Annotated in this window: 23 protein-coding genes and 3 pseudogenes; 8 read left to right on the top strand and 18 right to left on the bottom strand. The window is 51.0% G+C overall.

What is annotated here, in order from left to right:
* Positions 1-54 precede the first annotated feature (54 nt).
* The 5 genes and pseudogenes from DP091_RS21890 to DP091_RS21910 form a co-directional block, all read right to left on the bottom strand.
* Entirely contained in the window at positions 55-1,422 is a 1,368-nt protein-coding gene (locus tag DP091_RS21890; protein WP_113060259.1) for an ABC transporter substrate-binding protein, read from the bottom strand.
* A 432-nt stretch (positions 1,423-1,854) separates the two neighbouring features.
* Entirely contained in the window at positions 1,855-2,898 is a 1,044-nt protein-coding gene (locus DP091_RS21895) for a LacI family DNA-binding transcriptional regulator (RefSeq protein ID WP_113060260.1), read from the bottom strand.
* A 217-nt stretch (positions 2,899-3,115) separates the two neighbouring features.
* On the bottom strand, positions 3,116-3,934 hold the full coding sequence (locus tag DP091_RS21900) for a hypothetical protein (RefSeq protein WP_113060261.1): 819 nt from the start codon (positions 3,932-3,934) through the stop codon (positions 3,116-3,118).
* Between the two features lie 424 nt (positions 3,935-4,358).
* Positions 4,359-4,592: pseudogene (locus DP091_RS21905) on the bottom strand (VOC family protein); the annotation flags it as partial.
* Between the two features lie 3 nt (positions 4,593-4,595).
* Positions 4,596-5,486: a putative RNA methyltransferase gene (locus tag DP091_RS21910; protein ID WP_113060262.1), complete on the bottom strand. Its 891-nt coding sequence runs from the start codon at positions 5,484-5,486 to the stop codon at positions 4,596-4,598.
* 432 nt (positions 5,487-5,918) lie between these two features.
* On the opposite strand from DP091_RS21910, the gene DP091_RS21915 reads away from it, so the two are divergent.
* The 3 genes from DP091_RS21915 to DP091_RS21925 all read left to right on the top strand — a co-directional run bounded on the left by DP091_RS21915 (position 5,919) and on the right by DP091_RS21925 (position 8,271).
* On the top strand, positions 5,919-6,434 hold the full coding sequence (locus DP091_RS21915) for a DUF6773 family protein (protein WP_113060263.1): 516 nt from the start codon (positions 5,919-5,921) through the stop codon (positions 6,432-6,434).
* A 25-nt stretch (positions 6,435-6,459) separates the two neighbouring features.
* Positions 6,460-6,657, top strand: a complete 198-nt coding sequence (locus DP091_RS21920) for a helix-turn-helix transcriptional regulator (RefSeq protein WP_009594955.1) — start codon at positions 6,460-6,462, stop codon at positions 6,655-6,657.
* A 162-nt stretch (positions 6,658-6,819) separates the two neighbouring features.
* Positions 6,820-8,271 (top strand): erythromycin esterase family protein, encoded by a 1,452-nt coding sequence (locus DP091_RS21925; RefSeq protein WP_113060264.1) that lies wholly within the window; start codon positions 6,820-6,822, stop codon positions 8,269-8,271.
* A 259-nt stretch (positions 8,272-8,530) separates the two neighbouring features.
* Here the strand turns inward: DP091_RS21925 and DP091_RS21930 are convergent, their stop codons facing one another.
* A complete protein-coding gene (locus DP091_RS21930; protein ID WP_113060265.1) occupies positions 8,531-9,142 on the bottom strand; it encodes a Type 1 glutamine amidotransferase-like domain-containing protein in 612 nt (203 codons plus the stop codon).
* A gap of 42 nt (positions 9,143-9,184) precedes the next feature.
* Complete coding sequence (locus DP091_RS21935) at positions 9,185-9,673, bottom strand: DinB family protein (RefSeq protein WP_113060266.1); 489 nt, start codon at positions 9,671-9,673, stop codon at positions 9,185-9,187.
* Between the two features lie 112 nt (positions 9,674-9,785).
* Between DP091_RS21935 and DP091_RS21940 the strand changes: the two genes are divergently transcribed.
* The gene (locus tag DP091_RS21940; RefSeq protein ID WP_113060267.1) at positions 9,786-10,733 is read left to right on the top strand and encodes a helix-turn-helix transcriptional regulator; all 948 of its coding nucleotides are present in this window, start codon (positions 9,786-9,788) and stop codon (positions 10,731-10,733) included.
* Positions 10,734-10,764: 31 nt separating this feature from the next.
* A pseudogene (locus DP091_RS21945) lies at positions 10,765-10,965 on the top strand (hypothetical protein); the annotation flags it as partial.
* 120 nt (positions 10,966-11,085) lie between these two features.
* On the opposite strand, the gene DP091_RS21950 reads toward DP091_RS21945, so the two are convergent.
* The 9 genes and pseudogenes from DP091_RS21950 to DP091_RS21990 form a co-directional block, all read right to left on the bottom strand.
* Positions 11,086-11,376: a hypothetical protein gene (locus DP091_RS21950; protein ID WP_113060268.1), complete on the bottom strand. Its 291-nt coding sequence runs from the start codon at positions 11,374-11,376 to the stop codon at positions 11,086-11,088.
* 82 nt (positions 11,377-11,458) lie between these two features.
* Positions 11,459-12,622 carry an N-acetylglucosamine-6-phosphate deacetylase gene (locus DP091_RS21955; RefSeq protein ID WP_113060269.1) on the bottom strand — a complete coding sequence of 388 codons (1,164 nt, stop codon included), beginning with the start codon at positions 12,620-12,622 and terminating at the stop codon, positions 11,459-11,461.
* On the bottom strand, positions 12,615-13,403 hold the full coding sequence (locus DP091_RS21960; RefSeq protein WP_373456943.1) for a glucosamine-6-phosphate deaminase: 789 nt from the start codon (positions 13,401-13,403) through the stop codon (positions 12,615-12,617). The genes DP091_RS21955 and DP091_RS21960 overlap by 8 nt, the downstream gene beginning before the upstream one ends.
* Positions 13,404-13,457: 54 nt before the next feature.
* A pseudogene (locus DP091_RS21965) lies at positions 13,458-14,450 on the bottom strand (Gfo/Idh/MocA family protein); the annotation flags it as partial.
* A 54-nt stretch (positions 14,451-14,504) separates the two neighbouring features.
* Positions 14,505-15,515, bottom strand: coding sequence for a Gfo/Idh/MocA family protein (locus DP091_RS21970; protein ID WP_113060270.1), 1,011 nt, complete (start codon positions 15,513-15,515; stop codon positions 14,505-14,507).
* Positions 15,512-16,378: a sugar phosphate isomerase/epimerase family protein gene (locus DP091_RS21975; RefSeq protein ID WP_113060308.1), complete on the bottom strand. Its 867-nt coding sequence runs from the start codon at positions 16,376-16,378 to the stop codon at positions 15,512-15,514. The genes DP091_RS21970 and DP091_RS21975 overlap by 4 nt, the downstream gene beginning before the upstream one ends.
* A 70-nt stretch (positions 16,379-16,448) precedes the next feature.
* Positions 16,449-17,273, bottom strand: a complete 825-nt coding sequence (locus tag DP091_RS21980; RefSeq protein ID WP_113060271.1) for a carbohydrate ABC transporter permease — start codon at positions 17,271-17,273, stop codon at positions 16,449-16,451.
* 60 nt (positions 17,274-17,333) lie between these two features.
* Positions 17,334-18,299 (bottom strand): carbohydrate ABC transporter permease, encoded by a 966-nt coding sequence (locus DP091_RS21985; RefSeq protein WP_113060272.1) that lies wholly within the window; start codon positions 18,297-18,299, stop codon positions 17,334-17,336.
* A gap of 30 nt (positions 18,300-18,329) precedes the next feature.
* The gene (locus tag DP091_RS21990; protein ID WP_113060273.1) at positions 18,330-19,691 is read right to left on the bottom strand and encodes an ABC transporter substrate-binding protein; all 1,362 of its coding nucleotides are present in this window, start codon (positions 19,689-19,691) and stop codon (positions 18,330-18,332) included.
* 192 nt (positions 19,692-19,883) lie between these two features.
* On the opposite strand from DP091_RS21990, the gene DP091_RS21995 reads away from it, so the two are divergent.
* Positions 19,884-21,755 carry a sensor histidine kinase gene (locus tag DP091_RS21995; RefSeq protein ID WP_113060274.1) on the top strand — a complete coding sequence of 624 codons (1,872 nt, stop codon included), beginning with the start codon at positions 19,884-19,886 and terminating at the stop codon, positions 21,753-21,755.
* Positions 21,730-22,791 (top strand): response regulator transcription factor, encoded by a 1,062-nt coding sequence (locus DP091_RS22000; RefSeq protein WP_113060275.1) that lies wholly within the window; start codon positions 21,730-21,732, stop codon positions 22,789-22,791. The genes DP091_RS21995 and DP091_RS22000 overlap by 26 nt, the downstream gene beginning before the upstream one ends.
* Before the next feature lie 50 nt (positions 22,792-22,841).
* Here DP091_RS22000 and DP091_RS22005 read toward each other — a convergent pair whose 3' ends face one another.
* Together DP091_RS22005 and DP091_RS22010 are read right to left on the bottom strand one after the other, a co-directional pair.
* The gene (locus DP091_RS22005; RefSeq protein ID WP_113060276.1) at positions 22,842-23,144 is read right to left on the bottom strand and encodes a GrpB family protein; all 303 of its coding nucleotides are present in this window, start codon (positions 23,142-23,144) and stop codon (positions 22,842-22,844) included.
* Between the two features lie 184 nt (positions 23,145-23,328).
* Positions 23,329-23,874, bottom strand: a complete 546-nt coding sequence (locus tag DP091_RS22010) for an NAD(P)H-dependent oxidoreductase (protein WP_113060277.1) — start codon at positions 23,872-23,874, stop codon at positions 23,329-23,331.
* A gap of 248 nt (positions 23,875-24,122) precedes the next feature.
* Here DP091_RS22010 and DP091_RS22015 point away from each other — a divergent pair, with 248 nt between their 5' ends.
* Complete coding sequence (locus DP091_RS22015) at positions 24,123-24,509, top strand: winged helix-turn-helix transcriptional regulator (RefSeq protein WP_113060278.1); 387 nt, start codon at positions 24,123-24,125, stop codon at positions 24,507-24,509.
* The last annotated feature ends 103 nt before the right edge of the window (positions 24,510-24,612 follow it).

The following is a 24,612-nucleotide window of genomic DNA, read 5'->3' on the forward strand; positions in this document are numbered from 1 at the left end:
CCCCCTGTTCAGGAGAAGGGGGCGCGGCTCTAAGCTTTAACGCCCCCGTCCATCTTATTTGCCCATTTTATCGACAGCAGCCTGCGCCTGTTGTTTATATTTCTCGGCCGTAGCGGTTACCGATTGATTGTTCACGATAATATCCTCAATGAAAGCGCCCGTAGGGTAATCCGTGTATGCTTCGTCGACCGTGATGACACCGGTTCCGGCAATATGCTCGCGAATCATGTCGATGTCTTCCTGATTGGTATAGATGCTCTCCAGGTAATCCTGACCCGGATATTCCTCTGTTGGCGGTATATCGAACGTCTCTTCATAAATTTGATAGACGATGGCCGGATCTTTCACGCCCTTTGGAATGAACTTCGCGGATGCGGCGGTATTGGCATACGTTGTTTCCGGCGAGCCTTGCGGACCGCTAGGAATCGGAACCACGCCGACCTCGAACGTAATGTCGCCTAGCATCCATTCCGCTGCCGTAAACATGGCTACATCACCGTCTTTAAAGGTGTTTGTTTCTTCCCAGTTCGTTTTGTTGCCGCTCTTGACTTTAACCACCTTCTCCACGTTGTAGAGGCGATTCACAAATTCGGCTGCTTCCAATGTTTTCGGATCGGACAAGCCTTCTTTGCCATTGGAATCATCAACGATTTTGCCCCCGTTAGCGGCGGTGAAATGTTTAACCACATCAATCGCCCAACCGGAGAAGCCCCATACGTCGGTTTTCCCATCGTTATTCGTATCCTTGGTTGCCTGCTTGGCAATCTCCATGAGTTTATCCCAGTTCCATTCTCCTTTGGCATGCAGCTCCTGAAGATCCGGGAGGCCGTTCTTCTTAAACAAATCGCGATTGTAATGAAGTCCAAGTCCGATGGAGGTCGGATTATCGAAACCGTATTCCCCTCCGCCAATGGCAGGATATTTCGCCTGCAGATCGGCTTCGTTATTGATATTGTTCTGATCCGTCGTAAACTCGCTGATCGGCAGGATCTGCCCTTTCATAATAGCCGGCAGTGCCGATTTGTACTCCAGCTGTACGATATCGGCAAACGGCTCGCCTGCCAGCACGCTTGTCGTAAATTTATTCATGTACTCCTCAAAGGGAACGTTAACAAACTCGATTTTGCAATTGTATTTCTTCTCGATTTCGGCAATCTTCTCCAGGCGGGCTTTCTCTCCGGCTGTTGTGCCTGCCGGCTTCAGGTCCCACCAAGAAGCAACCTTAATCACGCGGCCGCCTAGATCTACAGGTTCTGCTTCAGGTTCAGCGGGTTCTTCTTTTGGAGTCTCTGCGGCCGTTTCCGTGCTAGGAGCCGGAGTCGCAGGCGGTGTCTCCGCTTGTTTAGCCCCTCCGCCACTGCAGGCCGTAATCAAAAATAATAAACAGACAAGCAATAAAGAAAGCCCTTTCATTTTTCTCACGCTAAAAACCTCCCCTATTTGTTTAACGCCCTGTTTAAAATCTGCATGTACCCCCAAGATGATGTTGATTGGAATGATTCACTGTTTTTTCCTGCTGCTTTCCTCGGCTCCCCCCAATCCGTTATCCACGTTTGCCAAAAAATATATCACTCTGATTGTAATCTCGTCAATATATTTTATGATAATAATAACAATATACCTAATTAATTATTATAAATAACACAAATATTTAGTGATAGCGATTACAAATCCAGTCTGCGAAACTCGTCTTTTTTCGATGCAATTCCTTATGTACCAACGATATATTTCAACATATACTGCAAACGAGACCCTTATATGATCATGAAATTTGTTATCCTTTTGTTATGAATACATAAAAAGCCCCGATGTCGTGAAGACATCGGGGCTAACGTGGGAATAGGACAATGCAGCTTACGTTTCATCCGTATCGCGTGTTACGTTATTCAAGTCCCTAACAATGACATCCGCTTGAATTAAAAGCCGCTCGTAATTGGAATCCGGGTTCAATATCCGCCAGAGCAATTGATCGACGGCACGCATCCCGAGCAGTTCCTTATCGATGTTGACGGTTGCCATAATCGGCAGGTTATCGTACGTATTATCAAATCCGGTCACCTGTACGTGGCCAGGTACGTCGATGCCCTGATTCCTGAGCGCCTCCATTGCGAACATGGCGGTGATATCGTTGGCGCAAACAAACACTTCCGGAAGCTCGCTTCCGGCAAGGACCTTTTCTAACGCTGCGTGTATATTCTCAATCTCCGGGCTGATCAGGGATGGCAGCTGATGATGTTCGATTTTGTATTCGGCCAGCGTGGACGAGAAGCCGATCCAGCGCTCGTAAAAGCTCTGGGCATCTTCGATATTGCCGATGAACTGATACTTTTTATAACCTCTGCTGATCAGCTTGGTCATGATTTGTTTCATGCTGTGCATATTGTCGGTGAATACCGTATCCGATTGAAAAGCCGGGTCCATGTGGTCCACCATGACCACGGGAATGTTCAGCTTCTTGATATCCATTAAATTTTGGGTGGATACCGATCCCACCGTCACAATCCCGAGAATGCCCTGGGGATTTAACAGAGTGAACATATGGTCATTCGATGGCTCCGTCAGCGTAAGAATGTCCAGCCCCTTCTGATTCAGGCGAGCGGATATGCCGTCAAATACCGGTCCCCAATAGAGGGATTCCCGATTTTGATAACGGACATTCGGGAACAGAACAAGCACTGCCCCCGCCCATTTTCTGTTTTCCGGATCTTGAAGCTGCTGGTTTTTCCCCGCGGCTTGGTTCGGCTGATCCTTAAAGTACCCCAGTTGCCCCGCTGCCTTCAGAATCATGTCCCTGGTCTGCGGACTGACGCCCGACTTTCCCGACAAAGCACGGGATACCGCGAATTTAGACACGCCGGTGAAATCGGCAATTTCCTGAATCGTCACTTTCGTTTTCATCGTTATCTACCTACTTAAGTGCGAATTTGTCGTTCATTTCTCGTGTTATTTATGTTAGTTCTTGTTAGGTTACAGACATAATATTATTTGAAAAAGCAGTCAAAGTCAAAGAATATCCTGCATTTTCTTGTTTTCATTTTTACAAAAACAAAAGCTGTCCGCTGGTCATGTTCAGACCAGGGACAGCTCCTCTCTTGTAAGAGATAATATTACGATATTATGGTTTCTGCGCGAGCAGCGCTTCCCACTGCAAGCCTTCTCCGGTGATTTCGATCCGAAGGTCGGAGATGCTCTTCAGTGCCTCCTCGCGGCGTGTCTCAAGTGTGATTACCGTTTCCTTGTATAGCTCGCCTATCTTCTTCTGCGTACCGCTTGCCATTTTCGTTATTTCGGATTTTCTTGCGGCATTGCCCTTGGAGATTGCGTTTGTCTGTTCCTTAAACAGCTTGCTGTATTGGCTCTTAGCTGTTGCTTTGCTGATTTTTCCCTGTTTATACTTCCACATCGGACTGTTCAGGTACGACGTACTGGATCCGTTACGAAGCTTCCACATCGGGCTGTTCAAATAATCCTCGTTCATTTCTTTGCTTAGCTTCCAGAGGGTGCTGTTCAAATAATCCCGGTCTGCGGCTTTCGCATACTTCCACATCGGACCGTTTAAATAACTTGGATTGATGAACCGTTCATATTGTGTCAGCTTATCCTTTAAATCTCGGTTCCCTTCATACTTCAGCTTCAGCTGATCCAGATCTGCTTGAAGCTTCTCGTCCCAGTGCTTTTGATCTTCCAGCACTTTTTTCTCCAGCTGATCCAGGGACGCATGGCTTGCATCATAAAACACCTTATATTCCTTGTCTACTTGTTTCTGGTAATTGTTATACGCATTGACCGTCTTCTTGTTATAGGATTTATATTCGCTCCATACTTGATTCATCCATTTCTGATCCGCTGCGTGAACCGTTGTTTGCGGAAATAGGACCGAGACTGCAAGCAAAAGGCTGCATAGGGTCAATACGGATTTTCGCACCAATCTCATCGAAATTCGCCCCTCTTCTATAGATAGTAAACAAGGGATATTTTACCTAATGGCTTGGTTTCTTCCAATAGGAATTCCGGCCCCCTAACTTTTAGACTATAGCCTGCTTGCTCCGAGCTCGATTATTTCATGGTACATCGCACTCCTTTCCCTGGCTCTTCGCGAAAATCTGCCTATTTTTCGCAATTACCATATTTCAAAGTGGAGTATATATGCCCTTCCTTCCTTAGTCCTGTAGTCACTAAGTATCGATTAAGTTAGTTAGCTAGTTATAACAGCCCATGTTTGACCAGAAGCGCTTCCAGACGCTTGACCGGTCGAAAAACACACTTATGCAATTCGAGTCGTAGATTGCTATAAACGAAAAAGGGCCCAAACGGCAAATCCGTCAGGGCCCTTTTTATTACACCAGCAGGAGTAGTATCTACTTCTGCGCTTCAACTTCGGTTGAGATATTCCAGTATACACCGTATTTATCCGCAACGATCCCGTAGGCTGGGCTCCAGAACGTTTCCTGCAGCGGCATAACCACCTGGCCGCCCTCCCGCAGCGCTTCATATATCTGCTTCGCACGCTCGGCTGCATCGGTCATGATGCAGATCTGAACCTGATTGCTGGATTCAACCGGTTGGCCGGGAAACGTATCGGAGTAGACAACTCCTCATACCCATCCATAGAGAAGTGTGAAGTCGGCGGTTACCTCCATCTCTCCATCTGGCATCCGTTCAATAACCTCAGGTGAGGTGCTCCAGGATAACGGCGTCATGTGAATCAGTTGCTTCACCTGATCGGAATCCAGAATGATGCGATACCGAAGCTCTTCGAATTCGATCCGTTCAAAGTGACGGATGAACAGCTCTATCGTGCCGTTATTGGAATACGTCTCTTTACCTGTTCCTGTATAAAACAAAGCGCGAAGCTCCTGCAAATACATGCTCCCCGGGATTATCTTCACCAACATTCCCTTACTCGTTAGCAGCCGCCTGAACTCCGAATAATTGGAAGGAGACAGAATATTCAAAATGTAATCAAACTGCTGGTCGGCAAACGGACTCTGAGACAGGTCGGCCACGCACCACATCGGGTCCGGGAATGTCTTGGCAGCCATTACGACTCCCTCCTTGGCAATATCCATACCCACACCGAGAACGTCCGGCACCATTCGTTGCTCCCGAAGCTTACGTATAATGTCGGAGAGATGGGAGCCCTCCCCGCAGCCTGCATCAAGCAGTCTTACAGGCTTCACGGATTCCCGGGACCTCAGTTCCTGGATCAGGCGATTCGTTACCGCTTCTACCATGGGGCCGAAGAAGCCGCTGTCGCTCATCGTTTTTCGAGCCTCGAACAAGGCCTTATCGTATTTGGTTTTGGACGAATGGTTCAGCAGGTTGACGTATCCCTGTCTGGATATATCATAGCAATGCCTGTTATCGCATTTCAGGCTGGCCGTCCGTTCTACCTTCATGGCACCGCCGCAAATCGGGCATTGAAACATCTTCTCGTGTATCGAAAGTTTTTGTGCTTTTTTTAACAATTTTTCATTGTTGGACACAGCGAAACCACCCTTTCATTCGATTGATCGCAATGAAAAAGGCACAGAAAAATAAACTCCGGCCGCAGTTGTCAAAAAAAATGGGCCGAGCCTACTTTGATCTGTACCTCACATTAACGTAACCGAATGAAATGGATCACGAAAAAACACGCTCCTGATATCAATTCGGGCAAGAGAGATGCCCTGTTCCAATTTTAACACGCGAGCACAGAATGTAAACCTTCGGCCATGCGTCCGGTTCAGCAAAAAATATCAAGAATATGCTCCCCCTATGGACTATGATGAGTGCTTGAAACTCTATCCACCTCCTCACTTAAAAAGACAAATATTAAATTCAAAATGACATATATATATTGCAAAAAGACGTAAATACTATTACAATGCATGTATCCAGAAAATCTCAAGAACCTATCTAACCATAAGGAAGGAATGATGAGCTTGAATTGGTTTAAGAAGAGCACGGCCGAAGATGAGCGTATCGTCAATCTAAAGAACAAGTTATATAAAGAGGTGTATACCTTGATCATGATCATATGCAGCATTTCCGTCATCATCAAATCCTTTGCGCTTCCGCGAACGGAGTCCGTCTGGCTGGAAATGCTGATCATCCTGGGAGGCAGCTTATATTTTGGGATACGCAGCGTTGCGCTGGGGATTTACTCGGATGAAGTGGAGGTCCATGACCAGCGGAGCAAAATATCGTTCAGCATGCGCACGGCAATTTGGGGGCTCATTATCGGTGTCGCACTTGCTCTTTTTTTCGGTATCCGCAGCGCGATTCTGTTTGGCAATGACAACAGTACGACCGAGCTCAAATATTTCTTTAGCGTTTTCTGCGTCTCACTGATCTTCTACATCCCGCTCTTTGTCGGGGTAAATTGGTTGATCCACTACGGCGCCAACAAGGTAAGCCAGAAAATGTCACAGAACGATCCTTTCGACTCGTAGAAAGGGATGTCAGGGGGACTGCCGCATGAAAAACATCAAATTGAAGATGGCCCGCGTCGAGAAGGATTTATCGCAGGAAGAACTGGCCCAGATCGTCGGTGTCTCCAGGCAGACCATCGGCCTGATCGAGCTGGGGAAATATAATCCGTCCCTCAGCCTGTGCGTTGCCATATGCAAGGCATTATCGCGTACGCTGAACGATCTGTTCTGGGAAGAGGATTAAGCGGCCAGCTCATGGCGGCGTTGAACCATCGAGCCGTAAACTCGGCTATATTAAGGAGGTGATACTCACATTCAAGGCAGAAAGCACTTAGTGGCGGGCATCTTTACACGTCCGTTCATACCATTTAACAATCATACGACATCTTAAAAGGAGTGATCCTCTATGCCACTACATAACGCTAGAAAAGCATTCACCGTGTTTCTGCTCACCGCTTCTGTCATAGGAACTTCCCTAATCCCTCACGGAAAAACATATGCTTCTACCGCCGATTCCATCCAAGGCCAGGTTACAGAAGTTAAAACAGCCCGAACTTCGGATGAAAAGATTGCCGAGTGGGAGAATTGGGCCAAAGACCATGCGTACCGACTGGATTCGATTCAGCCCGCCGAAACGGCGGGCGGTCCAAACCAATATAAAGATCTGGCTATGCTAAAACCATTGCTGCAAGATAAACGTTTCGTGTTTCTGGGGGAAAGCTCCCACGGGGTTGGCGAGTTCAATCTGGCCAAGACCCGTTTGATCCAGTTCCTGCATCAGGAGATGGGTTACAACGTTCTGGCCTTTGAGAGTGGTCTTGGCAATAGCTCCTTGGCTTACGGCCGGGCCGGACAGCAGAGCGCGGAACAAACGATGAAGGATTCCATCTTTGGCGTCTGGTGGTCCAAGGAGATATTGCCGTTGTTCGAATACATACAAGCAGCACAAAAGAGCAAGCAGCCGCTCGTGCTGACCGGTTTTGACATGCAGCTGCAGCATCCGCTGTTGGATGGGCAATGGCTTCAGGATCAGGCCATGGCTAAGCGTCTAGCGGAAGCGGAGAAGAAATTGTCGGAGTACTCTCTAGGTACGGATCTTGCCGCATACCGCAAAGAGAAGAATCAGCTGATTCAAGTATACAAAGATGCTATAAAATCCTTAAAAACAGAGTCAAATGAAGCTCATGTTAAGCAGCTATATCCGGATAACCCCAAGCTTCCCTTGCTGCTTGAAAGAAGTTTGAACGACCGGATTCGGGTAGCTGGGGAATATGTGGAGCTCTCCATCAAGTCGACCCTCGGCATGGAAAGCGGGGATTATGCACCGTTCCTGGAATCGATGGAATGGCGGGATCAGGCGATGCACGATAATCTCATGTGGCTGGCTACCGAAGTCTATCCAACGGAGAAATTCATCGTCTGGGGGCATAACGATCACATCCGCAAGGCTCAAACCGAAGTCATGGGCAGCCCTTATCCGGTGGCTTTAATGGGAGAAAAACTCTCGGATGAAATGAAAAAATACAGCTACGTGCTTGGCCTCTATCCAGCCAGCGGACAAACCGCAGATAACATGGGGAATGTGCATGACGTTCTGCCGGCAGAGCCGGGATCCATCGAATCGATCCTGTCGGCCGCAGGCTCGCCGTATACCTTCGTTGACCTGCGTTACCAAACACGTGAGTCGGGTAATTCTTGGATGTTCGAGCCGCGTTTTGCCTATAGCTGGGGCATGATCCCCGAAAGTCTGATTGCCCGTGACCAATACGACGGTATCCTGCTGATTGATAACGTAAACCCACCGCAATATATGAGATCTTCCGCTTCATCCAAGGCTTCAGTGCCTGCCGAAGAATAAGGTGCTATCATTTTTCTTAATCATATAAGAGTTTAATAGGTTAACATGCAAGCATCCCCTGATCGTCTGCTTCTAGAGCACATAAACTGTGAACTCTGGAACGGACCAGTACGGGGATGCTTCTTTTTCTTATTTTCTAGCATGTTATTTTATTTTTATCGAGATATTCCCCGACGAGGTTTTGAGCTTCACCTCATGCTGCCCGTCACCGGAGCGTCCTTCCGTCTTTCGGTTGCTCTCCTTCCTGTCCTCGAGCGAACTAACGAACAACTATATTATTTTTATGTACTTGGATTACCTGCGTATTGGAAATAGGCACGAGATTTAATTTAGAATTATAGTGAGCCATTAAATCGGAAGCTGCGTCTTTAAAAGGTTCGTTGTTATAATGCGGGACAGGATAAACATGGATGAAGTTTAAACCCTCAAACGATTTTAATGCAGTTGCTTTACCTATATCATCCATGAATTTTACATACTCTATATCGGGAGATGTTATTATAGATCCCGCTGATTCTCCAATATATAATTTTCCCGAATGAACTTGATCTGTTATGATCTTGTCTGCCCCTGACTTCCGCAGCTCTTGTAACAAGTAGAACGTATTTCCACCAGATACGTAAATATAATCATTTCGTTCTAGCTTCTCTTTGATTTCCTGCGAAGTTGCTGCAGATATGTCAAGCTCTTCAACGACAACTCCCAACTCTTCGAATGCTTCTATTGCCGTATCAACATAGTGGGTGATTTCTTCTGGAATACTGGCAGTAGGAATAAACGTTAAACTCCTACCTTTCAGATCATCAGCAACGAATTCTCTAAAAAGATCAACAACATCTTTAAACGAAGATGTTAAAAACAAGTTCAGCATCTTTACTCCTCCTTTATACCACTAGGTATCCGCTCTTTAACTTTAATATAAATCGAACATACTCACTTCATAGCCCTGGGCTTTCAGGTAATTGAACATTTGCGCCCGATGATGCTGGGCATGCGTGACGATTTCAATTAGCCACTTAGCTTGGGTTGAACCATGCTCCAAGTAGAAGGGTTTGGTTTTCTTCTGCATAAATTCTTCATCTGTAAGTCCGCCCATATAAGATTTTACATCCGAAAGTCCCTTCGTCATCCAGGAGATCAGTTTGTCCTTGTCCACGCCGTCAGCGGCGATGCTAGCTTCCAGCTCCCGGATCTCCGCTTCACTCTTCTCTTGCAGAATCAACAGGTCCGTCGCAGGCACTGACACCAGATGATGCACGAGTTCCTGAAGCGATCTCATATTGTGGGCAGGCCTGTAATCCCAATGCTCCGGTGAAATTTTGCCGATCAGATTCGAACTGGTCCTAACGATAAGCTCCAGTTCCTCAAACAACAGGTGCTTCATTTCATGCAATTGATTCACGTTTCATCACTCCATTTTTTAGTTATAAAGGGTCTCTGGGTTCTACAGCCAGTATAGCGTATAATGGTGACAACTATTGTCATAGTCATCAAACAGATACGGAGCTGATCTAATGTCCAAATCCAAACGTCTCATGGAGCTGATGATGACCGTGAACCGGATGCGGAAATTCACGGTAAGGGAATTGGCCGATCAATTCGGCGTGTCCTCTCGCACGATCTTGCGGGACCTGCAGGAGCTCAGCGAGCTGGGCGTTCCCCTCTATTCCGAGGTAGGACCGCACGGCGGATACCAGGTGCTCAAAGAACGGATTCTCCCCCCGATCGCCTTCAGCGAGGAAGAAGCCGTTGCGATGTTTTTTGCCAGCCACGCCCTGCGTCATTATCTATTTCTTCCCTTTGAAGCTGAGTCCTCTACCGCGCTTCAGAAATTTTATTATTACATGCCGGGTGATGTTCGTGACCGGATTGACCAGATGAAGAACCGTGTGGATTTTCTGACGCACACCAGGCAGCAGAAGGTTGAATCCCTCGGGGTTCTGCTGGATGCCGCCGTCGCTCAGCGGGTCGTTACGGTGTTATACGAGAGCAGGGAAGGCTATGCCGCGCGAAGCATCCAACCCGTAGGCATCTATGCAAGCAACGGCTTCTGGTATTGTGCCGCTTATTGTTTTTTGCGGGAGGATTTTCGCCTGTTCCGGTGTGACCGTATGCAGTCCGTGGCCTATGATACAACGGGAATCGAGCCGCGGGATCACCGGCATATCCATTTGGGCAATTGGAGGGAATATGGCGTCGAGAAATCCGCCTATATTCGGATGGTCGTGGATCTGAGCCGGGAAGGCGTTCAGCGCTGTGAATCTGAATTATGTCCTGTCCCCCATATTGCTAAGCGGCCGGATGGAAGCGGACGGCTTGATCAGAACGTCCCTGCCAGCGAGCTTTTGTATTTTTCTAAATTTTTTATCGGATTAGGAAATGAAGCCACCGCGAAGGAGCCACCGGAGTTGGTGGATCGCATGAAGGAAATTCTGAAGGAGATGATGGCGAAGTATGGTTAGAGGCAGCTAAGTCCCCCTTTTGGCAAAGGGTATGGGTTATTTTATCGGCATCTATCGGTTCGAGCACTGGTCCGAAATAAAGTATATAAAGGATATTGTCACAAACCCAATGATTACAGTAGGAGAATACTCTTACTATTCTGGTTATTACGATCATCATGATTTTGAAGATGGTTGCGTTAGATACCTTTGGGGGGATGAGAAATCCCGAAGGTTGTTTAACCCCATCGAAGACCATGTGATTAGAATAGGATGCAAATACCCCTTCTTGAAATCAAGAAGGGATATTTTTCGCCTGGTCTTTAACATAAAATAAAAGAGGGAAGGAATCTGCAGCTGCATTCATTACAACCTATGGACCCAGTATTAGATATCCTAAAAAGGTGTAGATAAAATAAGAGAATAACGCAAGCACATTGCAGGCTATTAATAACAGGTCCTTGGCTGAATCGGTTACGCCATAGGAACGTATGGAGAGCGCGATCCCGAATGGCGGAATAACGACAGTGGACAAAAGTCCATAAAAGTGAAACCAGTGCCCGTCACGAATAAACAGAATCTCTATCGTGAATAAGAGGATAGGCAGCACAAATGTCCAAGCCGAGATTTGCCGTACAACGGGAACTCTCCATTTCAATAGCATGTCTCCACTCCCTCCTGTTCCGTGATAAGGAAAAACCCAGATCGAAATCCGGGTTTTAGTTATATTTACTATATTTTAACACCTAACAATCCCCTTGGTAAACTGAACGCCCTCCCTTGACGGTCTCCACAATGCGGAGGCACCCCTTGCGCTTCTCCAGAAGCACGAAGTCGGCCTGCGCTCCTCTCTTCAGGCCATAGGGTTCCGCTTGCCCCATCGCCTCGGCGGGCCGCATGGAAGCCATGTCCCAAGCATCTGGAAACGTGCACAGCCCCGACTGAGCCAGCCGCCAAACCGCATCGGCAAGCATCATGGCCGAGCCGGCCAGCAGCCCGGGCTTGCGGGCTAGATGCAGTCGGCCTTCCGGTGTCAACACAACATGACCGCCGATATGGGTCTCGTATTCGCCTGGCGGCATCCCGCTTAAATAGACGGCATCGCTGACGAGCAGCGCTCTGGACGACTTGGCGCGGAGCATCACTTTGATGACCGAATCCGGCAGATGGTTCCCGTCCGCAATGATGCCTGCCCACAGCTGATCTTGCGCAAGCTGCTCCCATATATAATTCGGATGCCGCGGCAGCGTCAGATGTGCGCCATTACCCAGATGGGTGGACATCGTGGCTCCTGCTTCCACGGCTTCCCGAATTTGCGCAGGCGTCGCGGCGGTGTGCCCGATCGATACAACGATTCCCGATTCGACGCAAGACCGGATAAAACTCGCTGCATTCGGCCACTCCGGCGACAGGGTGACGATCCGAATCCGATTCCCCGATGCCGCCTGCCATCTCGTGAACAATGCCCAGTCCGGCTCCTTGATGTACCGGGAATCATGTGCTCCCCTTGGCCCTTCCTCCGGAGAAATAAAAGGGCCTTCCAAATGAATCCCGCCTATGGTTGAACCCACCGCTTCATCCTCCAGGCAAGCCGCGTCGATAACCCGAAGCAATTGCTCGATCTCTTCGTCTCCGTTGGTAATGACGGTGGGGTAGTACAGCGTTACGCCCTTTTCCCATAGACGCCGGGTTGCCTGAATAATCGTATCCGTTGTGAGCGGCAGCGAATTGAAATCATGTCCATAGCCGCCGTTAATCTGAAGATCGATCAATCCGGGAGCGATCCACGTCTCCTCTTCACCATCGTGAGGAAGTATCCGTTCTATCCGGCTGCCAGAGTCCCATTCTAGCCTTATTTGCTCCCCTGTTCCGTAATGACGGCCCATACGAACAAATTCGCGGCTATCCATTCCGGACTTCCCCGTACGACTCCAGGTCCACGTACAGCGTGCAATCCGGATGCCGCCGAAGGATGCTGGCAGGACAGGCCTCGATTATATCGCCGTACAGCGTCCTTTGTACCGCCGCTCGCTTGCTTGCGCCCGGAACGACGCAGAACAGATGGGCAGCCGACATTAAGGCCGGAATGGTAAGCGTAAGCGCGTAATTCGGAACCTCCTCCAAGCTCGCGAAACAGCCGTCATTCACCTGCTGCCGGCGACAATCCTCGTCCAGCTTCACCCGCTTTACCCATAACGGATCCGCAAAATCGGCAACGGGCGGATCGTTGAAGGCGATATGCCCGTTCTCGCCAATGCCGAGGACCACCATATCGATCGGCGCAGCGGTAATCAATCCGCTGTACCTGTCGCACTCCGCTTCAGGATCATTCATGCCGTCAATCAGATGCACCTCTCCTGGAGATACCAGATCAAACAGCCGCCGGGATAAAAAGTTCCCGAACCGCTGCGGGGCCGACTTGGAAAGGCCGATGTATTCGTCCATATGAAAAGCCGTGACTCGGCTCCAGTCCAATCCTTCTGATTGAACCAGCGCCGCCAGGCACTCATTCTGGGACGGGGCGGCCGCAAAGACGATGCGAATGCGCTCTTTCTCGTCCAGCAGGCGATGCATAGCCGCACGGATATCGGCGGCCGCCGCCTTTCCCATCGCCTCCCGCTGGTCATAAACGCGGACCTTCAGTTGATCCTGAACTTTTTCAAGCACAGGCTTTGCGCTGCGCTGAGACATCATAAAGTCACCTCCATCCCTTACAACACCGGTTCCGGTCTGCAGTTCGATTTCCTTGCGCTGGCGGGAAGCCTCGTAGGTGCCGAGAATAATTTCCAGCGAATGCCTGCCGTCCTTCCCGGTGATAACAGGCTGTCGGCCTTCGCGAACGGCATGCGCCATATCTCGAATTTGCAGGCGGTGACCGTCCGGTATGACTTTAAATGGCTCGAACTCAGGCAGCTGAATCTGATGGCCATCGATCTCAAGGGATACGATTGTATCCTCTTCAATGACGAGCACGCCCTTATCCCCATGGATGACCAGCCGCTGTCCTTTGCCGTCGCAGGCCGTCGTCGTGATCTCCAGCACGCCGAGCGCCCCGCTCGCAAATTCAAGCGCAGCGATAACGGTATCTTCGACTTCGATATTGCGCAGCACGGCCTTGGCCTTTGCAGTCAAGGACGCAACAGGGCCTACGAGCCATTGCAGCATATCCACCGTATGGATTCCCTGATTCATCATCGCCCCGCCGCCATCCATGGCCCAGGTCCCGCGCCAGCCTGCACTGTCATAATAGGCTTGATCTCGGTACAGCATGACATACGCCGAGCATAAACTGAGCTTCCCAAGCCGTCCTTCCTGAATGACCTGCCGGGCATACCGGGCCTGCGGGGACATGCGCCTCGGAAAGACGGTTGCGAGCAGCACTCCGTTCTCCGCACACACCTCGATCATGCGCTCAACATCGTCAAGCCGGATCGCCATCGGCTTCTCCACCAGCACATGCTTGCCCGCCCGTGCAACCAATGCTGTCTGTTCTGCATGCATGCCGCTTGGGGTGCAGATACAGACTACTTCCACATCCTCGCGCGCCAGCAGTTCTTCTAATGTGTCGCAGACATCTCCTCCATACGTTTCAGTCAGCTTGACCGCCGATTCCCGTTTCGTATCGAACACGGCGGCAAGCTCAGCCTCCTCCGTGTTCAAGATGCCCTTGGCATGGATATCCGCAATAATTCCGCAGCCGATGATCCCGAATCGAACCGGCAGCTTTTCCTTTGTCATGTTTCCTACGCCTCCTCCACACGCTCTGTTTTCGATGAAAGCCGTATACACTCCCTATTTCCGGATCAGAATTCGTGCTCCCTCATCGGCCATCACCGTAGCCTCCGAGGCTTTGTAGATATCGTCATGCGTGATGATGCCCTCTTCCCCCTCCACCCGGTTCAGGAAATCCTGCGCAAGGGAGAGGGGCGGCGGTGCCAAAGGCAAAGAACGCAGCTCCTGATCAGTGATGACAAGCGCAACCTCATCACTCGATAATAAGGGATCGCCTTCCAGCCGAATTTCCGCAGTGCCGCGCGTCCCCGTTACGAATATCCGTCCGTCTCCCCAAGTCCAGCTGCCGGCGGGCGTGTGCCAGTCCGCGTACAGCTGTGCCGTGATCCCGCCAGCCATGAATACCTGCACGCCGGCTGCATCATAAAAGGTCGGGTATTCAGGCAGCATATGCTTCGCCAGATAACCGTATGCCGTCTCCACCTCCCGGCCCGTCAGCCATCGTAACAGGTCAAAATCGTGCACGAATAGATCATTAATGATGCCTCCGGATTGCGACTTGTCAAAATGCCAGGCTGGCCTCGATTCCGGATTCAGCCGATGCGGCTTACGCATCGAGATGTGGACGATGTCCCCTAACTCTCCCGCCCAAATCATCCGATGAATGGTGTGAAGGGAAGGGCGGAAGCGCTCGGTCAGCATCATCCCTACCTCGATTCTTCCCCGCTCTAGAACGCCGCGCAGCCGGATCAGCCCCGCCCGATCCGTCACGGCAGGCTTGTCGATCATGACGGGCTTGCCGTGCAGCTCGCACAGCTCAATGACATCGATCTTCTCATGGTTGATGGCAGCGCAGCCGATAACGCTCACGCCTTCATCACTCAGCAGCGATTCCCGATCCCCCGTCAGTTCCAGACCGTACCGGTCGGCAAGAGTACGGGCCAACGGCTTATTATCCGGTTCGTATACGCCTGCGCATTCGTAGCCCAGTGCCAGCATCTCCTCGATGAACATGCCGATGTGGGCATGCTGGCAGCCGATGATTCCAAATTTCCGCGCGTTCCCCGTCATCCGGTCGACACCTCCACAGCCTGCAGCCACTCCTTGATGACCGACAGGTCATAAGCAAGCCGTTCCTTCGGCGGATAGGGAGCTGCGCATTCCAGCGTAAGCCAACCCCCGTACCGGTATTCCCGAAGTCCCCTGAGCAGCCCGCCGTGATCCACTTCTCCTTCACCAAGGCGGCACTGCAGGAAGAACTCTTCCCCGTGACGGGTCAAATTCTTGAACGTTCCCGGGGCGCTCCCCTGCGCGATCCGCCGTTCATCCTTTATGTGCACATGGAACAAACGGCTTCCGAGCTGCCGGACCGACTCTTCCCCAAATTCCGTGTCCGTGATGTACATATTTCCTGCGTCATGAATCAGACCAACCTGGTCATCGCCGATCAAATTCAGCAGTCGCAAAGCGCTATCTGTCGTCTCTACCAGGCTCTGGTTGTGAATCTCCAGCACGATTCGTTTTCCCGCAGCGCGGGCTTCCTCCGAGCATTTCCGAATCCAGAAAGCCGCCTTGGCATAATGATAATCCTCCGCCAGGAAGGCATTCGGCCCTCCTTGAAAGATCCGGATCATCCCCGCCTCCAACATGACCGCGCGTTCAAGCAGGCCCATAAACTGATCGTAAGCCTCAGCGCATTCCGCATCTCCGCTTGTGGAGAAATGCCCCATATAACCTGCCAATGCAGGAATCTCCAAGCCGTGGCCTTCCGCAACGGCCTTCATTTCGCGAACCCGCGGCAGCGAAGCTACCGGACTTAAGTGCGGTTCGCGGCAGGCAATTTCGATTCCGTCGAAACCGAGCCCGGCCGCGATCGACATCGCTTCGTGGATGCTGTAATCGATTAACGATCCGCTGAATGCCGCTATTTTCATCTTCTCTTTCATCCTTTCCATCACAGACATGGCCCCTTCCGGGGCCGATAGTAACGTTAGTAACGTTCCATTATTTAATGCCGGCCATATTGTGGTTCTGCACAAAATATTTCTCGGCAAACAGGAATACCAGCAGGATCGGAACCAGACTGACCAGTGCGGCTGCAATCATAAGCTGTTCATTGCCGGTCCACTGGCCTGACAAGGAGAGAATGCCGATGGGCAGCGTATACTTCTCATTCGAGGTCAAATAAATGACAGGCGTCAGAATCTCGTTCCACTTGCCCATGAACGTAAAGATCGCCAGCGTCGCCAGGGTAGGCCTGGCCATCGGAATAAAAATCCGCAGGTAGATCTGGAACGGATTGCAGCCCTCCATCTTGGCTGCCTCCTCGTACTCCTTAGGTATATTCATAAAAGCCTGCCGCATGAGGAAAATCCCAAACGGCTGAGCCAGCCATTCGATGATCCACAACGGCGTGAGCGTATCCAGCATGTTCAGCTTATTAAAAATAATGAAATGCGGGATGATGATGACCACCGCCGGAATCATCATCGTACCCAGCACCATCACGAACAGCGCGCTTTTCAGCGGAAAGCGCAGTCTTGCGAACGCATAACCGACCATCGAGCAGGAGATCAGGGCGCCGATGACGGACAATGCGGCTACGAAGATGCTGTTCAGCGTGTAGCCGCCAATATTCCCAAGCTCGAACACCTGGGCGTAATTGGACCATTGGAATACGTCAGGGATCCAGCGGGGCGGAACCGTTGTATATTCCTTGTAGGTTTTCAATGAATTCATGAGTGCCGACAGAAACGGCACGATCATGATGAGCGAGCTGATCCCGATCAGCACGTATCCGATACTTTTTCCCAGCAGCTTTCTTCTCATTTGAGGCCACTCCTTCCTCCGATGCGGTTCCAAATCCCCGGTTCCATCTTGATCGCTTGATCAGTCATAATGCACCCACTTCTTCTGGGCCCGAAGCTGTATCAGCGTCAGCAGGAACAGGATCATAAACAGCACCCAGGCAATGGCGGAAGCATACCCCATCCTCATAAAGGTGAACCCTTCGCGATATAAATACAGCATCATGACCAGGCTGGAGTTATTCGGACCTCCGGCCGAGCTGATGTCGCCCCTGCCGGTCAGCACGTAGATCTGTTCAAATGCCTGGAAGGTAGAGATCGTGCTCATGATGACGACAAGGAAGGTCGTCGGCGAGATCAATGGAACGGTAATATACCGGAATTTGCGCAGGGCTCCTGCGCCGTCGATCTCCGCGGCTTCATACAAATCCCCGGGAACGCTTTGAAGTCCTGCCAGATAAATGACCATAATGTAGCCGATCCCTTTCCAGACCGCGATGAACACGAGCAGCGGAATCGCCAGCTTCGGATCCTGCAGCCAGCCTTGCCCTTCCAGCCCCAGCTTGGCAAGCAGCGTATTCGCCAAACCGAAGCGAGGGTTGAATATAGCGTCAGCAACATACAGGATGACGGTCCAGGAGGAGATCACCGGGATAAAATGGGCCATCCGGAACCATTTAAGCCCTTTCAAACGCTGATTTAGCGCGACCGCCAGCACCAAGGCCAGGAAGGTCTGGAGCGGCACGAACAGAACCGCAAAATACAAGGTGTTCCACAATGAGCGCCAGAACATCGAATCCTCGGCCATGCGCCGGAAATTATCCAGTCCGCTCCACTCGGGCGGATTCAGCATATCGTAATCGGAGAAGCTGAAGTACAGGGATGCGGCGAGAGGCCCCGCCACAAAAATGATAAAGTGGAGTACATAGGGGGAGGCCATGAGCAGCCCCCATCTCCCCTCATGATCCCATTTCCGTTTTCGGGCGGGCTTTCCGTGCGGCATCGGATCGGCTTTGAGTGCTGCATTGTCGTTTAGCGTATTGTCCATTTCACTCCCGCCTTTCTTCCACCCTTGGTTTTATTTTTTATAGAAATCATCGAGGACCGCCTGAACGGCGGCGTCCGCTTCGCTTAAAGCCTGATCGATGGTTGCATCCCCCAGGAAGGCACGCTCCGCATGCTCGTTGAATTTGCCTACCCATTCTTCCCAGACCGCGTTATTGTCGAGCGTCTGCGCGAACTCCAGGCTATCCAGGAATGCCTGTCGGTTAGCCGGCTGCTCTCCCGCCTTGAGGAAAACTTCGGATTCCGCGACGGATTTTTTCACGGGCACGGCTTCGCCAAGCTCGGTCCACTGCTTCTGCACATCGTCTTCCGTAGCCCAATATTTAATCCACTCCCAGGCAGCTTCCGCTTTCTCGTCGCTTGACTTCTGATTAATCACCCACGAGTTGGCGATGACGGGGGACACCCGCTTGCCGTCAGGTCCCTTCGGCAGCAGCGTCACATCGTAATTCAGACCGGCTTCATTCGCTGCCTGCACCCGGGCATAGATGCCGATCCGCATGGCGGCCGATCCGCTTGGGAACACGGCGGTATTGCTCTGGAAGCTCTTCAGATCGACCGGATCCGTAATGATGCCGCGCTGCATGCCGTCGACCATCCATTCGAACGCCTGCTTGTTTTCGGGGGAATTGATGATCGAGTTCTCCGCTTTCTCGTCAAGGGTTCCGCCGCCGTAGGATTTCATCACGGAGAACCAGCCCTCGGTAATGCTGAAGAACGTAAGCCCGAACTGATTCACGCTGGCTGCATCGAACCCGCTGTCCTCAGCCGTTTTCCCGCCGGCATCCAACGTCAGCTTGGCTGCCGATGATTTCAGATCCTCCCAGGTCCATTCATCCGAAGGATACGCTACGCCGGCCTTATCAAACAGCTCCTTATTGTAAAACAGCACGCCGACCTGTATGCCCTGCGGCACGCCCCAATAGCGTCCGTCCGCGTCCTTGTTGAAATCGAGGCCGTAGTACTCATCGGCTTTCAGATCCCTTGCAATCCAATCGGTCAGATCCTTGGCCGCGCCCCGCTGGGCGTATTTCATCACGTAGACGCCGTCGGACAGCCATACGTCCGGCGCCTGGCCGGCCGCGATCTGCGTATCCAGCTTCTGGTAGAACTGCCCGTAAGGCGCGCTCTGCGTCTTGACCGTAATGTTCGGATGCTGTTTCTCGAACTGCTCGATCAGCTCCTTCATCTTCGCATCGGAGCTGTCGCTGGAATAATACCCGAGCAGGATTTCTACCTTCTTCCCTTCATCGCCTCCGGTGCCGGGTGTGGCAGTGCCGGTCTTCCCGTCATCAGCATTGCCGCAACCGCTTACCATAACGGATATCAGCAATAAGGCCGTTAACCAGCTGTAAAACCCTTTTCTCTTTTTCACAAATCCTCGCCCCCTATTGTTTGAAATGGATTAATGCGATTGTAGTTGATAACGACCGAATGCGCCCATGTGCTTTCTTAGCCCACTTGCGATTTCTTGCTGCGGCATCATGGTTTTTTATTTACAACTTGTGTTTTTTTGCTACAATGTTCCTTACATTCCCTACTTCAATGCGAGGAAGGCGGAAGAGCGATGAACATCCAAGGCGGTTCCACCGGTAATCTGACCATTAACCAACGTTTGTTCGTGCTGATCACCCTATTCATTGGCCTCCCCTTCTTTCTGCTCGGCAGCTTCTGGTACCATTCGTCTACTGAAGCGATTGAACAGTTTGCCGCAGGCGCTAACAAGCGTATCATCGAGCAAACTAACGTCTCGCTGAATTCGTACATATCCAATCTGGAGAATTCCACCTATCCCTTTATCCACAACCCGCAGATCCAGCAATTTCTCTCGGCTACCCAGCTTACTCCCTATGCCTACTTTCAGCTTGCCAAAAAAGTGGAGGACGACTTGTTTGCCCAGATGATTTACGGCAGGTCCGACATTATCGGAATCTCGCTCGTCGCCGAGAACAAAAGGCAAATTACCGATTACGAAAGCGCACCGGGACTGCTCAACATGAGTGAAATCCGCAAACGCAACCGATCCTATCAGGCGCAGCTGGATCAATTCAACGATTTTCAAATCATCGGCCTCAGCCGGGTAGGAAACACGCCAGCCCTTACCGTGGCCCGGAAGCTGTATGACAATTCGTCCTTTCTCTATAAGGGCTTATTGATTGTCGACCTCAATCTGAAGCAAATCGGAGCCATCTGCTCTAACGATTCGCTGGGGGGCTTTGACGTCTGGATTATGGGCAAGGATGGGCGGATGATCTACCACCCGGATTCGAGCCGGGTCGGAACTCCAGTCGAACCGGGGCTGCTGACACGTATTCAAAACCGGGACTCCTCCTTCTTCCGGCATCAAGACACCGTTTCGGGCACCGAAAAGATGGTCCTGCATGAACGATCGCAGATCACCGGCTGGACGGTTGTCGCCGACCTGCCGCTGAACAATCTCATCGGCGGTTTGATCACCCAGCGTAATTACTCGCTTGCGGCCGCAGCCGTTCTCATGATCATTGCATTGGCGCTTGTGGGCGGCTTCTCCTTGTCTTTAACAAGACCGCTCTCCATGCTGCAGAAGCTGATGGCCCGCGTCGAGCGGGGGGATTTTGTGCTTCCAGCCAACATGAACCGGTTCCGCAACAATGAAATGACCGCCGTATTTCAAAGCTTCTACAGCATGACGGGAGAGCTGAAGCGGCTGATCCGGGAGGTCCAGGATTCCCAGCTGAAGGAACGGGAGCTCATGATCAAGCAGAAGGAATCCGAGCTCCGCTCCATGCAGTCCCACATCAACCCGCATTTTTTGTACAATTCATTGGAGATTATTAATTCATATGCCATTGCGGACGACCATATGGAAATCAGCCGCATGACGAGGGCGCTGGCCCATATGTTTCGTTACAATATCGGTCATGCCGGATCCGTCGTTCCGCTGCGGGAGGAGATCACGCATGTCCAGTATTATCTCGACCTTCAAAGCGCCCGTTTCCGCAGGCTCCGGATCGAGATGAACCTGAACGAACGGGACCTGGATCGCGTAAGCGCTGTCAGGCTCACGCTGCAGCCGATTGTAGAGAATGTATTCATACACGGATACCGAGGCAAGAAGCCAAGCTACCTCGGGATCCGCTCCCGTGCGGAGGCGGACTATTTTGCCATCATCATCCGGGACAAGGGGATTGGCATGACGGCGGAAACGCTCTGGCAAATCAGGCAAATCCTGCAAACCCGCGAGAAGCCGAGTAAAGGCATGCAACAAAATGACGGAGAGGAAACCACCAACGGCATCGGCCTCTTGAACGTGCATCAAAGACTCCAGCTTACCTTCGGTGACGAGTATGGCCTGCAGCTTGTGGAATCCGTGCCCTTGGAAGGCACGATATTTGAAATCAGATTGCCGTACAGGACTAGCGAGGAGGGACACCATGTACCGGATCATGTTGATAGATGACGAATACGCCATTCATTTGAGTTTGCGAAAGCTTGTTGAGAGGTCGGGTCTTCGGATTGAGTTTGTCGGCGAAGCCGAAGACGGGGTTGAGGCCTTGGAATTGCTGGAGGATAGCCGGCCCGACATCATCGTGACCGATATTTGTATGCCTGAAATGGATGGACTGGAATTTATCCGCCGTGTGCGGGAATCCCATCCCCAGATGTTTTTCATTATCCTGTCGGGCCATGACAACTTCGAATTCGCGCGTCAGGCCCTGCGCTATGGCGTTTCGGACTTCCTGCTGAAGCCCATCGATCCTGCTCAGTTCCAAACGACGCTGGAACGTGCCTGCAGGGAGCTGGATGAGCGGAAAGCGCGGTTCTCTCGGCAAACGGAATGGACGCTTGCGCAGCAGCACCACAAAGCCAGGCTGGCTGAGCTGCTGTATTCTGCCGATGAACAGAGAGCGCTGGAACAAATTCGCGAGATCATGGCTCTTTTCGAGACGAGCGGGCCAGAAGAAGTCAGCGTGTCACGTTACGCCCATATGCTGATGCAGGATCTGCTGACGGCGATGAAAGAACGCGGTTTGCTTCTTGCGATGGAGATTGGCGAGGATCAATGGCCACAGGACGATCCCATTGCCTGCAGCCATCAATTACAAGAGAAAATCAAGGGAATGCTGGCGTTAATTAAGGGCTCCCGAAATTTAGGGTCTCGCCACAATATTCAGAAAGCCAAACGTTACATTGAAGAGAATTACGCGATGGAGGATTTGTCCTTGCAGGAGGTAGCTGATTCGGTGGGGATGTCGGTCACATATTTAAGCCGTACCTTCAAAAGCGAGACAAATATGAACTTCGTAAAATACCTGGTGCAGGTACGCATGGAAAAAGCGAAGGAATTGCTGGCGGAGTCTGAGCTTTCCGCCCAGGAAACAGCGTACCGTGTCGGCTTCTCGGACTATGTCCATTTCAGCAAAACGTTCAAAAAATTTCATGGCCTCACCCCTTCCGCTTACCGCAAGCAGTGCAAGGCCATGAATGGAGAATAAATTCTCAGGCGCTTATTCGGATTGCACACCGTTCTTCCATGCTTTCGCCCTTAGGCAACACTGCCTCTTTTGCGGAGATATAAACGGCCTGGAATACCGGCTTCACCGAGATCCTCATAACCCATAGCGGTCAGTCTGGGGATGATTTCACTCCAATGCAGCGCATTCTCCACGCCCACCAGCATATCGATGACGGGTTTGGCCGTCATCCCCGGTACCGATGTGCTTCCGAAATGTTCGATGGCAGCCGTATAGGGACCAATCTCCCTGGTTAACGTCTGAAGTTCATCGCTAAACCGATCGGCCCACTGCTGGTCATAGGACTCCAAGTGAATGGCTTCGTCAATCGTCATAAAAGCTCCCCCTGCAAGTTTGTAAGCATGTGCGATGAAGCCGGTTCAAGCCAACCCGCAAATGGGCTGGCCTAAAAACCAATAGGCACTGCATCAAATCATGTCATACATGACTCCATCATGACTTTTATAGCGCCGGCCGACAAGGGCCAATCTTCTATCGGTTCAGGCCGAGAAGCATGCCTCAATATCGGCTTTCGGCTGCAGGTGCCAGAACCTGGTCGGCATACCTGCCTGCCTCCGCCTGGAGCTCCTCATCGCTTACCTTCTCTACGTTGTAGGTCGCAAAGGCCGGCAAATATCGAACTTTGCACCGGTTCAACGTGGCTTGAATCGGGCGCAGCAGCTCACTGACGGTATACCAATTGTCCCCGCCTGCCTGATACCCTTGTTCTAAGCCTGCCACCGTCGTGGCCAACATAAATTCCTTGCCCTTTAAATTGTTCCCTTCTCGTCCAAACGCCCAACCGAAGGTCAAAACGTCATCGAACCATTTCTTCAACAAGGGCGGGCAGCTGTACCAGTAAAATGGGAACTGGAACACTACCCGATCATACTGAAGAAGAAGCTGCTGCTCGCGCTCAATATCGATAATCCAATTCGGATACTCCTTGTAAAGATCCCGGATATCTACATTTCCATTCGCATACAGCCTGCTGTACTGCATCAGCACTCGATTTGCACGCGAGTTGTCTAAATTCGGATGAACTACAATCACCATGATTTTCATATTCAGATCTCTCCTGCCCCATTTGGTTTGTGTGACACCCCCATTATGTTTCGGATCCGTTTCGTTGAAAAGTACGCTCTTTTTATGTACTTAGTCGGTTTTAGCGTACCTATTCATCCCCTGCATGGTACGGTAAAACGTACTAAGTACGAAGAAGAATAGTACTGGGTTTAAACCGAATACTGTGCTACATTACTAACATCAAATGAACAAAGAACGATGACACACTTCCTATGGGAGATGAGAACATGAGAACAACCGATCATGAACGGCCTAACACCGACGGCATCCTGACAACGCTGCAATTAATCGGCGGTAAGTGGAAACCTCTGATTCTGTTTATACTGCTGCAGGACGGAACCAAACGGTTCGGGGAGCTCCGGCGTCTGCTTCCGGGCGTGACCCAAGGCATGCTCACGAATCAGCTGCGCGAACTGGAACAGGATGGACTTGTCGTACGCAAGGTATATCAGGAGATTCCGCCCAAGGTGGAGTATTCCATCTCGCAGCATGGAAAAAGCTTGGACAGCGTTCTGACCGACATGTGCACCTGGGGATTTCTACATTTGGATTATGTCGAGAAGATCAACGGTCAGCTTAATGAGAGTCACGGAAAAAACGCAGGCGGACTGTAAACGCAGGAAGCGAAACCCTTAATGCTCTTGCTGGGCACGGCTCGCCCATGCAAGCACATGCATCTACTCCTTGCTGTGCAAACCGGATCCAAGTATGCTCTAT

The organism is Paenibacillus sp. MDMC362, assembly GCF_003269305.1.
Taxonomy (GTDB): domain Bacteria; phylum Bacillota; class Bacilli; order Paenibacillales; family Paenibacillaceae; genus Paenibacillus_AQ.